Genomic DNA, 12,544 nt, shown 5'->3' on the forward strand with positions numbered 1-12,544 from the left:
GCGGTTTTGGACGAACATATTGTCATGAAATTTCGCCCAATGCGGCCACATGCCTCTCCCCGATATCGTCGATTGAGGCGCACCCAAGCAGTGTCATCGCGCGGACCAACTCGGTTCTGAGCAACCCGAGAACGTGCTCGACACCCTCCTGACCGCCCGCCGCTAGACCATAGAGATAGGCCTTGCCGATCGAACAGGCGTCGGCACCAAGCGCGATCGCCTTGACGATATCGGTGCCACGACGCACTCCGCCATCGACAATGAGTTGAACAGCATCGCCTACGCGGTCACGGATCGGGCGGACCAGATCCACCGGCGCAGGCGCACCGTCCAGCTGTCGGCCGCCGTGGTTCGAGATCATCAACGCATTCGCACCGGCAGCGCAGGCTCGTTCTGCATCGGCAGGCGACAAAACGCCTTTGACGACAAGCGGTCCCTCCCACTCGCCGCGCAGCCATTCCACGTCGCGCCACGTGACGCTGCGGTCGAACTGACTGTTTACATAGTCGATAAGTCCCATCGCTCCCCCGCCAAGCGCATCGACGCGATGTGCGACGTTGGCGAGCCGGAAGTCGGGATGCGCCAGAAAATTGAGCGACCAGTGAGGATGCGCAACGAAGCTCCATAGGCTGCCGAGACCAAAGCGCGGAGGCATGACCATTCCTGTCCGCAGGTCGCGTTCGCGATTGCCGGCCATGGCCATATCGGTCGTCAGGCAAAGCGCCTCATATCCCGCTGCCTTGCAGCGTTGAACGAACTCCCGAGTCAGTTCCCGATCCTTGAGGATATAGATCTGGAACATCTTGGGCGTCGCGATCGTCGCAGCGACCTCTTCGAGAGAGGTCGTACCAAGCGTGGAGAGCGAATAGAGAGTCCCGAATTTCTCTGCTGCACGCGCTACGGCGAGTTCCTTGCCATGATGGAACAACCGCGACATGCCGGTCGGCGCAAGGAAAAAAGGCAAGGCGATCCGCTGGCCGACAAGTTCGGTAGACAGGTCGATCTCGGCCACGTCACGCAGAACCTCGGGCAACAGCACATAGTCGGTAAAGCGCCGACTGTTGCGCCGCAATGTCCATTCGTCGTCCGAACCGCCGTCGATATAGTGGAACATCGGTGCCGGGAGGCGGCTCATCGCCTTCAAACGAACGTCCTCAACATTGAAGCAGCGTTTGAGACCTGTCATCGCTATGCCGCCGCGACCACGATCTGGCGCTGCGTTCCAAGCCCCTGGATCCCCAATTCGACGACATCGCCGACCTCCAGATAGACGGGCGGTCGCTGACCCAATCCGACCCCGGCGGGCGTGCCCGTCGAAATGATGTCGCCAGGTTGCAAGCTCATGAATCGGGACAGATAGCTGACCAGAAAGGCGGGCTTGTAGATCATGGTGCGGCTATTGCCGTCCTGAAAGCGTTTGCCATTGACGTCGAGCCACATCGCAAGATTATCCGGGTCGGAAACTTCGTCCGCCGTTACGAGCCAAGGCCCTATGGGACCGAAGCTGTCGCACCCCTTGCCTTTGGTCCATTGACCATGCCGTTCAAGCTGGAACGCGCGCTCCGACACATCATTGCACAGGCAATAACCGGCAATGCCGGCAGCTGCTTCCGCTTCGTCAGCATAGGCGAGGTGGGCACCGATCACGACGGCAAGTTCGACCTCCCAATCGAGCTTGGTGCTTCCGCGCGGCTGGATGATCGGATCATTCGGGCCACTGATCGCGCTGGTCGCTTTCATGAAAACCACCGGCTCGGGTGGAACCTCCATGTCGCTTTCCGCAGCATGGTCGCTGTAGTTGAGGCCGATGCAGATGAACTTGCCGACGCTGCCGACGCAAGCACCATAGCGCTCGAAGTCAGCGATCTCCGGCAGAGTTTCAACATCGATCGCTCGCAAGCGATCAAGGCCTTCACGAGTCAGAACGGCGCCGTCGATGTCACCGACATGTGCCGACAGGTCGCGAACGGCGTCATTGGTGTCGAGCAATCCCGGGCGCTCTTGCCCCCTGGCGCCGTATCGTAGCAACTTCATATGAGTGTCCCCTAAATCTCATGATCGGAAAGATTGAATATGCGGTTCGTCAGTTGCCATTTGACGGTCTCCGGCGCCCAGGAGAGCGGCTGCTGATAGGCATCCATGCACTCCTCCCATGCCCGCGTCTCCGGACCGGCGCGCAAGCGACCGGGATTCATATTTCCGCGCGTTTCGACGACCATCGCGAGCCGATTTCCCGAGTGGAAGATTTCCATGCCAATGATCCCTGTGGCGCGGATATCGGACAGTACGGCGGAAGGTACGCGGCCGGGCCGATGCCAGTCGGCATATTCCTGGGCAAGGTCGGCATCACGAAGATCGAGGAGATAGACCGCACGAGCCATCACGCCCTGCCCATCTTCCCACGACGCTGCATCGAGGCGCCGAATAACGCCACCACGACGAAACTGACCAAAGGCACCGTCATCCCCATCTGTATCGATTGCGTCCTGTCGGCAATCATTCCGACCAGCGGAGGAAAAAGCGCGCCGCCCACGATCGCCATGACAAGCAGGGAAGAACCGAGCTTGGTGGATTTCCCCAGATCCTGAACACCGAGTGCGAAGATCGTCGGGAACATGATCGACATGAACACGCTCGTCGATCCCAGCAAGAACACTGCCGTCCAGCCCTCCGTCAGCATCGCCGCCCCACACAGCATCGCCGCGACAACGCCGTAAATTCCCAACATCCGGGCAGGATCGAGAAAGCGCATGAGCGCCGTGCCCATGAAACGACCAAGCATGAAGCCCATCAGGCTGAAACCGAGAAGGTGCGCGGCGCTTTTCTCTCCGGCGCCCGTCAGATCCTGAACAAAATTGATGAAATAACTCCAGATGCCGACCTGCGCTCCGACATAGAATAGCTGCGTTATCACCGCGCCGAGCAAGTGCCGATGCGACCAGATCGAGCGTCGACCGGCTGACGCTTTCTCGGCATCATCACCGAAATCCTCTATGATTTCGGGAAAGCGGGTTCGCCAGATGACGAATGCCAGCATCAGAACGACGGCCGCCAGGCCGAGATAGGGAAATTGAACGGCCTGAGCCTCGCTGGCATAATAGGCCTCAAGCGCCTGCGGCGACATGGCAGCGAGTTCCTGCGTACCGTGCTCCACGCCAGAAAGGATCAATGCGCTTCCCAGAAACGGCGCCACAAAACCCCCAAAACCGTTAAAGCTCTGCGCCAGGTTCAGCCGTTGCGCGGCGGTTGCCGGCGATCCCATAACGGCAATGAACGGATTTGCCGAAGTCTCCAGAAAAGCGAGGCCAGCCGCAATCGTGTACAGGGCCACAAGAAAGAAACCGAACAGCCGGATGTCAGCTGCGGGAAAGAATAGCAACGCCCCCAACGCGTACAGGCCGAGGCCGATCAGGATGCCATTTTTATAGCCGACCTTCGTGACCACCCAGCCAGCAGGCAGGGCAATGGTAAAATAGCCAAGATAAAAGGCGGTCTGCACCAGGCCCGACTGCATGCGCGTGAGGTCAAGCGCCTTCTGGAACTGCTTTATCAGGATATCATTGAAATTATTGGCAACCGCCCACATGAAAAAGAGCGTCGTCACCAGGGAAAAAGCCAAGACATAGGATCGTTGCACCAAAGGTGCTCTCGCAGACGATGCGGACGATCCCTGCAACGATTGTGATGGCAACGCCATGCCCCTCCCCCTCCTATCCCCGTTTCAGCTGTTGGACCAACCGCCATCAATTATGTGACACTGGCCTGTCGTGAAGGCCGATGCGTCGCTGGCAAGATACAGGGCTAATGCCGCAATTTCCTCGGGCTGTCCGATACGGCCCATCGGCTGGCGCGCCGTGAATGCCGCGAGCGCCGTTGCAAAATCGCCTGTCGCGGCAAGCCTCTGTTCGAGCGACGGAGATTGGACCGTGCCGGGACAAATGGCGTTACAGCGGATGCCCTGGTCGACGAAATCGGCGGCAACGGCCTTGGTCAGGCCGATCACGGCCGCTTTGCTCGCCCCATAAGCGAAACGGTTGGGCACGCCGATGATGGAGCCCGCGACCGACGCCATATTGATGATCGAGCCTCCGCCACGCGCCACCATGGCGGGTAGCAAGGCACGGATCATCCGATAGATCGCGGTGACATTCAGATCGAAGGAAAAGGCCCAGTCCTTTTCATCGCACTCGAATATTGTTCCCGAATGCACATAGCCGGCGCAGTTGAACAAAATGTCGAAGCCATCCCCGGTCTCCGCGAGACCGGTGATCGCCTGCGTATCGAGGACGTCTAGCATCATGGTGCGGCATCCCTCGATCGATGCGAGACTGTCCTCGTTCACGTCGGTTGCCAGCACATCCGCCCCCGCATCGCGAAAGGCTTCTGCACTAGCCCTGCCGATACCCTGCCCCGCGCCGGTCACGATCGCACGCTTGCCTTTCAGCGAGAATCCGTGTGTCATGAGTTCATCTCCTAAGGACGCGAAATGGGCAGGCACGCAGGTCCGCTCGCTTCGAAATATTTATATGTCAGAATGAATTCCTGGTGCCCGAGCGCCTCGGAAACACTGGGCTGCCCGTCGGCGACCCCCATGACCCGATCGAAGATCTCTGAACCCACCTCGTCCAGACCGGCCTTGTGTTGAAGAATCCGCCCGGCGTCGATGTCCATATCTTCGGGCAGCCTCGCATAAGTTTCCGGATTTGCGCAGACCTTGATGACGGGGGAAATCGCCGAACCCACGACCGAGCCGCGGCCGGTAGTGAACAGAATGAGATGACAACCGGAAGCGATCAGCTCGACGATTTCGGCGTTATCGGAGATGTTCGGGAAACCGAAGCGCACCTCCCCGTCCGGCACGACATCGAGAAGATAGAGGCCCGGACCCGGTGGAACTTCGCCCGGCTTGATGAGGCCGGAAATAGGGGAATCTCCCGATTTGGAATAAGCGCCGAGCGACTTCTCCTCCTGGGTCGTGAGTCCACCCTCGGCATTGCCCGGCGCAAAACTGCCATAGCCAAGCGTGGCATAGTAGCGTTCAGCTTTGGCGACGGCCGCTTCAATCTCCCGCCCAAGCTCAGCCGTTACCGCCCGGGCGGCCATAACCTGCTCGCACCCGATTAGTTCGCCCGTTTCTTCGAACATGCAGGTACCACCGGCCTTGATCAACTTATCGAAGCAGCGACCGACCGCCGGATTGGCAGTAATGCCGCTGGTTCCATCGGATCCGCCGCAAATCGTCCCGACGACAAGATCGGCAATCCCCATCGGGGCCCGTTTGACCCGGTCGGCGACCGCCTTGAGGCGGGCGACGGCATCAATGCCGGCATCGATGGTCGCCCGCGTGCCGCCAGTCTGCTGGATCACCAGGACCTCCGCCGGCCGACCGCTGGCGATCACGGCATCATAGAGCGCGTTGCGGTCGAAACCTTCACAACCGAGCGACACGATCAGCACACCACCGACGTTGGGATGAGTGGCCAACTGCTTCATTATCTGAAAGGCGTAGCTATTGGGATAGCAGCCGGGGAAACCAACCAGCTGTACCGACGGGTCATCCGCATTTGTCACGATACGCCGCGCGACATGATGTGCACATTCGACCAGATAGATAACCAGGATCGCATTGCGGATGCCCAAGCGCCCGTCGTCGCGCAGATAGCCGGAGAAGCTCACCGCGTCGGTCATGACCGCTTCTCCTCTGCACGTGCTGCGCCGCGACCATGCGCCGGCAGGTAATCGCTCACCAGATTGTGGTTATGAACATGCTCGCCCGGCTGCGCGGGCGCCGTCATCGTGCCGATCGGAACGCCATAACGATAGACTTTATCGCCAGCCGCCAGCGCGATGCGGGCGACCTTATGGCCAAGGCCTATATCCTGCATCAGCGGGCAGCCAGTACCATCGATCTCGACGAGTTCGCCTGCCTTGGCTCCATATGTGCAAATCAGCACATTGTCCTTTGGATGAAGCAACAATAGCGATCCGACATTTGCCGGCGCATGGTCCGCGGCGCCATAGAAGCGCATTGCGTTGCCGCCGAAGACGGCAGCTTGATCCTCAGGTCCCAGGTCAGCGAGCATAGCTTGGCATTGCGAAAACCAGGCCTGATAGCTCCCGGCCAACTGAACCACGGGCCAATCGCTGCCCCAGATCAGTCGCTTTGCACCAAAGCAGTGAAAAAGATGCCGGACATAGGGCCGAATGCGCGGTTCGGATATGTCGCTCCCCGCTTCGGACCAAAGGCCCGATAACTTGCAAGAGACCAGCGGCATTCGCGCAAGCACTCGAATTCCTTCGGCCCATGTCGTGAACTCTCCGTCCGCAATCGACGGCTTGCCGCCGTGATCCACGATGATCGGCAAGGCCGGATAGCGACGTGCGAGTTCGGCTATCACAGGTAGTTGCCTCGGGCGGATCAGCGCGTCGAAGCGTAAGCCGCGAGCAAGAAGCGCATCGAAAAGCGGGGCGAACCTGTCGCAAAGAATCCAATCCGGCTCGTCTATATCCTGGAGCATCGGGCGCACACCCTTGAACCAGGGACTCGCCGCGAGGCGATCGAGTTGGGCGATGCTATCATCGGCCGTAAAATCGACCCAGCCAACGACGCCGAGCACAAAGTCGCATCGGTTCGCAATATCGAGGAGATATAAGCTCTCCTCGACGCTAGGGGCTGCCTGGATAAGAATCGTTCCGTCGACTCCCGTACGCGCGAGTTCAGGCGCGAGATCATCGGGACCATAGTCCCGATGGATGCTGGCCAGATCCTGTGTAGGCCAAACCGTGAAAGGGTTCGACAAGGTCCAGAAGTGTTGATGGGCGTCGACGGTCATGAAGGCGCGTGGCGCGACCATATCGACGCATTGGGACTCGGCCATATTAAATCAGTCCCGTCCTACCGGTACGGGCGCTTCAAGATCGAGCAACCCTTCCCGCTTGAGCTGCTGCCAGAATGCCGACGGGATCGCTTGGGACATCAGCCGTTCGGTTTGCCTGAGACGGCGCGCCTCCCCCAAGCCGGGAATGACGCTCTGCACGACGGAATGAGCCAGCGGAAATTGAAGCGCAGCGGCAGCCAGAGTGACGCCATGGGCGTCGCATATTTCCTCAATTCTGACGACGCGGTCGATGACAGATTGCGGAGCTGGCGCGTAATTGTAGTGGAGCTCTCCACCCCGCCGTGTGCCGGTAGCAAGGATGCCGCTGTTATAGGCCCCGCCCAGGATAATCTTTGCCCCATGAGCTTCGCATTGCGGGAGGAAGTCGTGGAGTGGTTCCTGTTCAAGGAGCGTATATCGACCTGCCAGCAGGAAACAGTCCCACCGCCCCTTCTCCATGGCATCTGCGCACGCCTGCCACTCGTTGACACCGAGGCCTATGGCGGAAATCGCCCCGCTGCCTCGTAATTCATCGAGCGCGCGATAGCCGCCATCCCACAAATCGGCCAAATGGCGTTCATTATCGGATCCGTGCGTCGCAATGCCGATGTCATGAACCAGTAAGATGTCGACGCGCGCCAAGCCAAGCCGTTGCAGACTGGCCTCGTAGGATCGCATCACACCATCATAGCTATAATCGTAGCGGACCTTGAACGGCATCGCCGTCACGAAGCCATGGCGCTCCGCCGCGATATCCGTCGCCGTGTCGGGATCGAGCAACCTGCCGACCTTAGAGGATATTGTATAATCCGCACGCTCCCGCTCGCGCAGCGCATCGCCGAGACGCCGTTCGGACAGACCAAGGCCATAATAGGGCGCGGTGTCGAAATAGCGCCATCCCGCGTCCCACGCGGCGTCGACGATCGCCAATGCCTGATCGCGGGTAATCGCCCGATACAGATTGCCGAGTGACGCGCACCCCAAGCCCAGCCTGGGCAACGATTCGACAACGGCTGCAACCACGTTTTCATTCCTTTCTCAATCAAATATAAAACTATCTTGTATATATGCAACACAAAAAGACTGGACAGCGAGATTCCATCAATACAATTGGGTTTCAGGACATCGAAAGACACGCCATGCCACGCCGCAAGACGGAACAGCCGAGCGCCCGCGCCAAAGCGACGCGCCGAAAAACATACAGCGCGCCGGCGCTCGAGAAGGGCCTCGACATCATCGAACTCCTGGCGAAGGAGCCCGAAGCAATCAGCCTCAAGGAGATCGCCGAACGCCTGCAGCGTTCGGTAGGCGAGATTTTCCGTATGCTCGCGGTTCTCGAGCAGCGCGGGTTCGTTCGAACGCAGCAGGGTACGGAGCGTTACCAGCTGAGCATGAAGCTGTTTCAACTTGCGCACTGGCACTTGCCGGTCAACGTCTTGACGCGAGCCGCGGCAGAACCGATGCGGCGCTTGGCGTTGCAAAGCGGACAGTCATGCCATCTCGCGATACACTCAGATTCGAAGATGGTGGCGATCGCGCAGCAGAGCAGCTACCGGGATCGTAATTTTAGCATCAAAGTGGGAGCGGAAGCGCCGATTCTGACGTCATGTTCCGGTCGCATTTTCTTCGCGCTTTCCGATGATGCCGCCCGTGAAACTCTCCTGACGAATATCGCCCAGGATGGCGGTGATATCGCACTCGCGAAAAAGATCAGCGGACTGGAGAAACAAATTCGGGCGAGCAAAATTCTGGAAATGCCCAGCAACCAGATCGAGGGGATAACGGACGTCGGCGCACCTATTTTTAGCCATAGCGGCACAATATCCGCTGCGCTGGTCGTCCCGTTTCTCTACCGCAAAGATCAGGACAACAAAACACGCCTGGAAGAAACTCGTCGCCTGCTGCTCGAGACGGTTCGGGAAATTTCGATGGAGCTCGGTTATGAGGAGCTGTGATCTCAACCAGCGGCCGCGCGGCCGCTAGCCGCTCATTCGCTTCGGCAGGTCTCAAACCGTAGTTCCGCAACGGTCGGCCTATGGTCGGATAACGGTGGACCGGCTTCAACAACGGCTGCCGCGGGAACCGTCACCTTCGCGGAGGAGCGATAAAAGATATGATCGATAATCCCGATCCTTGAAGGCGCAACAACGGTGGATTGCCGCTGTGGATTCACGCCCGCTCCAGACCAGACCGACTTGAAGCCAAATCGTCGAAGGTTCGAAATCGCACTGTCACCAATCTCATTGTTGAAGTCTCCGGCAACAACCATAGTTTCATCGTTCGGCGAAAGTGCCTCCTTTCTCAGGAATTCGTAGAGTTGACCGCTCCTTCCGCGGCTCGCGGCCACATGCAGCGCATAAAAGCGCAACGTCAGACCGCCTATGGTCGTAACCGCGTGAACCGCGGATGCCGGCTTCCAGCCGGTGCCAGAATCCAACCTCGTCTCGCCAATGTCGGATAACGGCGCGGAGCTGAGTATCGATTTATACTTATCCTTATGATTTGCTGAAGATATCTTTCCTACATATGCGTAAGGCAGGCCCAAGACTTTACCGGCGCGTTCCGTCCAATCACCATCAGGCACCTCCGCAAATGCAACTAAATCTAGATGGTAGGGAGACAGCAAACGCGCGACCTCCTCCGGCGTACCACGCTCTCCAAACATCACGTTGAAGGCGCCGATACGGACGGGCTGAATCGCGGCTTCCTGCCCCGCAGGGCAACGGCCGACCGCGTAGGCGGGCGAACTGGCCATGGCTACTGAAGCCGCGATGGCAGTTAGGGCCGATCTCACCGGCATTCTGTTGAATACCGGTGAGATTCACCAAAGATGATATTAAGCGCCATGAGCTGACCCATCCATCCATGCAGCAGGAAATAGCGGCGATACGATCGGCTCAGAATTTGAAAGAAAGTCCAGCCCAATATGATCGTCCGGCATCGCGGAACGTATGGTGCAACCGCTGCTCCTCGCCAACAATCTCATGCGGCTTATTGTCCGTCAGATTCTTGCCTTGCAGAACCAACTGCACCTTCTTTGCCAGCCAATAACGGAGTTGGAGATCCACGCTCGACCGCGCCGCGTAGAGGTGATCGAAGCCAGGCTTGTCCTCCACAGCAATGCTTTTCATCTGCATGCCCTGATATGTATATGCGATTTTTGCGTCAAACGGCCCCGTCTCATAGGTAAGGGCCACATTCCCCATATGCTTGGGCTGATAGAAGAGTCCGTAGATCTCTCTCGTCAAATTCTGACCGCCGGACGTATAGCCGATCTCTGCCTTGCTATGAATATAGGCATAATTCGCTGACAGGCCGAAACCCTCGAGGGCTGACGACAGGGGAGCCAATGAATCCAGAATAATCCCGGCTTCAATTCCGGTCAGGCTTGCGCTCTGTGCGTTCTGGGGATTGACGAAGATCGCATCACGTTGAACGCCATCATATTCGATCGTACCGCGAACCTGGTTGCGATAGATTTCGTTGTCGATATCCTTGTGAAAGAGACCCAACGCGACCAATCCTTTTATGGTCGGGAAGTAATATTCGAGAGTCATATCATAATTATTGGAAATTCGTGGTTTCAAACCCGGATTTCCACCAGTTATGACGACCTCAGGCCCGCTATCGGAGACGATGGTCACGGGGCTGAGATTATCATAATTAGCGCGGCCTACCGATTTGCTGTAAGCAAGACGGAGGCGCAGGCTGTTCGTTATATCATAGGCCAGATCGGCACGCGGAAGCCATGTTCCATATTTGTTGTTGAAATAATCGGGGCCGAGTTTTGTGTCGGCATTCGGCGATGACGTCTCGATCTTTGTATGCTCATATCGCACACCAGCTGTGACGCGAAGGCTATCCGTCCTGAATACCCCCATAGCGTATCCGGCGAGAATATCTTCATTGATATCGTATTGAGTCAGCTTTGCACTTGCAGCTTGCAATTTGAACTTATCCTGGTTGCTGTCGAAGTAATCCAGAATTTTGTCCAGATCTATAAAGATCATGGGATCTGAAAACATTGGGGTCTGAAATGTATCTTCAAGTACATAGTCCTTGAGAGAAACGACTACGCCCGATTTGGCCCGGTATTCGCTATAGGATTGTGATCGCTCGCGCTCCGTCGATCGGGCGACGAAGCCTGCCTTGACGCCAAAGCCACGCGAATCCTTGTCCAGATTATAGCTATAGTCGAGATGCGCTTCCTTGACACGCTCGTCATTGCTGCGCGGTTCCAGGCTGATATAGTGAAAATTGTTGTACGCAGCTGGGTCCGAAAAGATTCCGGGATTGTCGAAAGTGTAATAATAACCCCCGTCATCGAGCCTATTATAAGTGTACGAAAGATCCTTGTTCTGCGTACGATAAAATCTCGCCTTTTGAACATCGAGGTCCAGATCGGCCTTCGAATAGCCGATCCTGGCTTCCAGGAGGTGCCTCTCGGCAAAACGGTAATTGAAGCCCGCGTTTACGCCCCTGGTTCTGTCTCTGAAGATATCATACGCGGATTCGACCAACGGCTCTACGCGCCCCAGGACGTGTCCACTCGTCGGCGTGATATCGGCCGGGATATTCTTATAGTCCTTATTGGATATACGCGCGACGTCTCGCCGTTCCCAGTCGTCGCGATTGAACTGATACCCTTGCACATAAGCATAGAAATTGCGGTCGTCGGACTGATATTCCAGCTTTGCAAAGAGACCGGTTCGCTCACGCTTGTTGTAATACAGATACATATATGGGTCACGCGGGACCGGGTTGACGTCAGGCGTCTCGCCACCCACCCCATCCTGGGAAAACCAATAATATCCGGTGCTACCCGCGTTGGTCGGAGATTCTGTGTAGCTTTCCCGCTTCCAGTAACTGGCTCCTAGAACGATCCCGAAATTATGGTCGGCTCCAAAGGATTGGGAAAAGACGCCGTAGGCCTGGATGGACGGGTTGACCTTGATGGGCCCTTCGTCATTGTTCTCATAGAAGCCGATCGAGGCGTTGGCGGCAAGAAGCATCCCGTTTCGATCGAAGGCGCTCCGCGTCTTGAGATCGATGCGTCCTCCGATCGCTTGGCCATCCATATCGGCAGTGAAGGATTTATTTACGTCGACACGTTTGGCGACGGACGATGGAATCGTATCAAGCAGAACACCTCTCGACCCTTCATCCGTCGACGGCACCACCAGCCCATCGACCGTGGTGAAATTATATTCCTTGTTCATCCCACGGATCGTCAGGAAGCGCTCTTCGCCATTATCTTGATCCGTGTTGACGCCTGGAAGGCGTTGCAGCGCCTCTGCCAGATTGAAATCCGGCAGAGAAGCGATGTCGTCGGTCGTCACGCTATCACTAATCTGTAGATTGTCGCGCTTGGCTTCGACCGCTCGCTGCGCCTGCAATTTAAAGCCGGACACGATGATCTCGCCCTGCGCGGTGGAGTCCTCCGGGCCCGCCGGTTCGGCCTTCAACGAATCTGCAGCAGGCTCACTTTGAGCTAGTGCCGGTTGGACCGCGACAACCAGAGCAAAAAACGAAATTCCACATTTCCAAGCGTGCCGCATGGCCGTCCCTCTCCCCACTTTTGTAAATGCCATTGTCATTTTAGTTTCATATGCGGAATCGTATCACACATATGCAATTAATTTGCAAGGGCACAATATCAGCTCAAA

11 protein-coding genes are annotated in these 12,544 nt (G+C 57.3%); 1 reads left to right on the forward strand and 10 read right to left on the reverse strand.

Annotation, left to right across the window (positions count from 1 at the left end; all coding sequences use genetic code 11):
* Positions 1-22 precede the first annotated feature (22 nt).
* From C3E99_RS14595 to C3E99_RS14630, 8 genes are all read right to left on the reverse strand, one after another.
* Positions 23-1,186: an alpha-hydroxy acid oxidase gene (locus C3E99_RS14595; protein ID WP_104959994.1), complete on the reverse strand. Its 1,164-nt coding sequence runs from the start codon at positions 1,184-1,186 to the stop codon at positions 23-25.
* A gap of 2 nt (positions 1,187-1,188) precedes the next feature.
* The gene (locus C3E99_RS14600; protein ID WP_104959995.1) at positions 1,189-2,034 is read right to left on the reverse strand and encodes a fumarylacetoacetate hydrolase family protein; all 846 of its coding nucleotides are present in this window, start codon (positions 2,032-2,034) and stop codon (positions 1,189-1,191) included.
* An 11-nt stretch (positions 2,035-2,045) separates the two neighbouring features.
* Complete coding sequence (locus C3E99_RS14605) at positions 2,046-2,381, reverse strand: L-rhamnose mutarotase (RefSeq protein WP_104959996.1); 336 nt, start codon at positions 2,379-2,381, stop codon at positions 2,046-2,048.
* Positions 2,381-3,637, reverse strand: a complete 1,257-nt coding sequence (gene fucP, locus C3E99_RS14610) for an L-fucose:H+ symporter permease (RefSeq protein ID WP_234002494.1) — start codon at positions 3,635-3,637, stop codon at positions 2,381-2,383. Before fucP ends, C3E99_RS14605 begins: the two co-directional genes overlap by 1 nt.
* An 84-nt stretch (positions 3,638-3,721) precedes the next feature.
* On the reverse strand, positions 3,722-4,462 hold the full coding sequence (locus tag C3E99_RS14615; protein ID WP_104959998.1) for an SDR family oxidoreductase: 741 nt from the start codon (positions 4,460-4,462) through the stop codon (positions 3,722-3,724).
* Between the two features lie 11 nt (positions 4,463-4,473).
* Positions 4,474-5,688: a UxaA family hydrolase gene (locus C3E99_RS14620; protein WP_104959999.1), complete on the reverse strand. Its 1,215-nt coding sequence runs from the start codon at positions 5,686-5,688 to the stop codon at positions 4,474-4,476.
* Positions 5,685-6,878 (reverse strand): amidohydrolase family protein, encoded by a 1,194-nt coding sequence (locus C3E99_RS14625; RefSeq protein ID WP_199775018.1) that lies wholly within the window; start codon positions 6,876-6,878, stop codon positions 5,685-5,687. The genes C3E99_RS14620 and C3E99_RS14625 overlap by 4 nt, the downstream gene beginning before the upstream one ends.
* 6 nt (positions 6,879-6,884) lie before the next feature.
* Complete coding sequence (locus C3E99_RS14630; protein ID WP_104960000.1) at positions 6,885-7,901, reverse strand: aldo/keto reductase; 1,017 nt, start codon at positions 7,899-7,901, stop codon at positions 6,885-6,887.
* A 116-nt stretch (positions 7,902-8,017) separates the two neighbouring features.
* Here C3E99_RS14630 and C3E99_RS14635 point away from each other — a divergent pair, with 116 nt between their 5' ends.
* Positions 8,018-8,833, forward strand: a complete 816-nt coding sequence (locus C3E99_RS14635; protein WP_158682319.1) for an IclR family transcriptional regulator — start codon at positions 8,018-8,020, stop codon at positions 8,831-8,833.
* Between the two features lie 32 nt (positions 8,834-8,865).
* Here the strand turns inward: C3E99_RS14635 and C3E99_RS14640 are convergent, their stop codons facing one another.
* Positions 8,866-9,633: an endonuclease/exonuclease/phosphatase family protein gene (locus C3E99_RS14640; RefSeq protein WP_158682320.1), complete on the reverse strand. Its 768-nt coding sequence runs from the start codon at positions 9,631-9,633 to the stop codon at positions 8,866-8,868.
* A gap of 142 nt (positions 9,634-9,775) precedes the next feature.
* The gene (locus C3E99_RS14645) at positions 9,776-12,475 is read right to left on the reverse strand and encodes a TonB-dependent receptor (RefSeq protein WP_104960003.1); all 2,700 of its coding nucleotides are present in this window, start codon (positions 12,473-12,475) and stop codon (positions 9,776-9,778) included.
* Positions 12,476-12,544 lie beyond the last annotated feature (69 nt).

Source organism: Sphingopyxis sp. MG, from assembly GCF_002953155.1.
GTDB lineage: Bacteria > Pseudomonadota > Alphaproteobacteria > Sphingomonadales > Sphingomonadaceae > Sphingopyxis > Sphingopyxis granuli.

Coding starts and splice junctions, on each gene's coding strand:
- C3E99_RS14635 (WP_158682319.1), top strand. CDS start 8,018: ATGCCACGCCGCAAGACGGAACAGCCGAGCGCCCGCGCCAAAGCGACG.
- C3E99_RS14640 (WP_158682320.1), bottom strand. CDS start 9,633: ATGGCCAGTTCGCCCGCCTACGCGGTCGGCCGTTGCCCTGCGGGGCAG.
- C3E99_RS14620 (WP_104959999.1), bottom strand. CDS start 5,688: ATGACCGACGCGGTGAGCTTCTCCGGCTATCTGCGCGACGACGGGCGC.
- C3E99_RS14605 (WP_104959996.1), bottom strand. CDS start 2,381: ATGGCTCGTGCGGTCTATCTCCTCGATCTTCGTGATGCCGACCTTGCC.
- C3E99_RS14600 (WP_104959995.1), bottom strand. CDS start 2,034: ATGAAGTTGCTACGATACGGCGCCAGGGGGCAAGAGCGCCCGGGATTG.
- C3E99_RS14595 (WP_104959994.1), bottom strand. CDS start 1,186: ATGACAGGTCTCAAACGCTGCTTCAATGTTGAGGACGTTCGTTTGAAG.
- C3E99_RS14645 (WP_104960003.1), bottom strand. CDS start 12,475: ATGACAATGGCATTTACAAAAGTGGGGAGAGGGACGGCCATGCGGCAC.
- C3E99_RS14625 (WP_199775018.1), bottom strand. CDS start 6,878: ATGGCCGAGTCCCAATGCGTCGATATGGTCGCGCCACGCGCCTTCATG.
- C3E99_RS14615 (WP_104959998.1), bottom strand. CDS start 4,462: ATGACACACGGATTCTCGCTGAAAGGCAAGCGTGCGATCGTGACCGGC.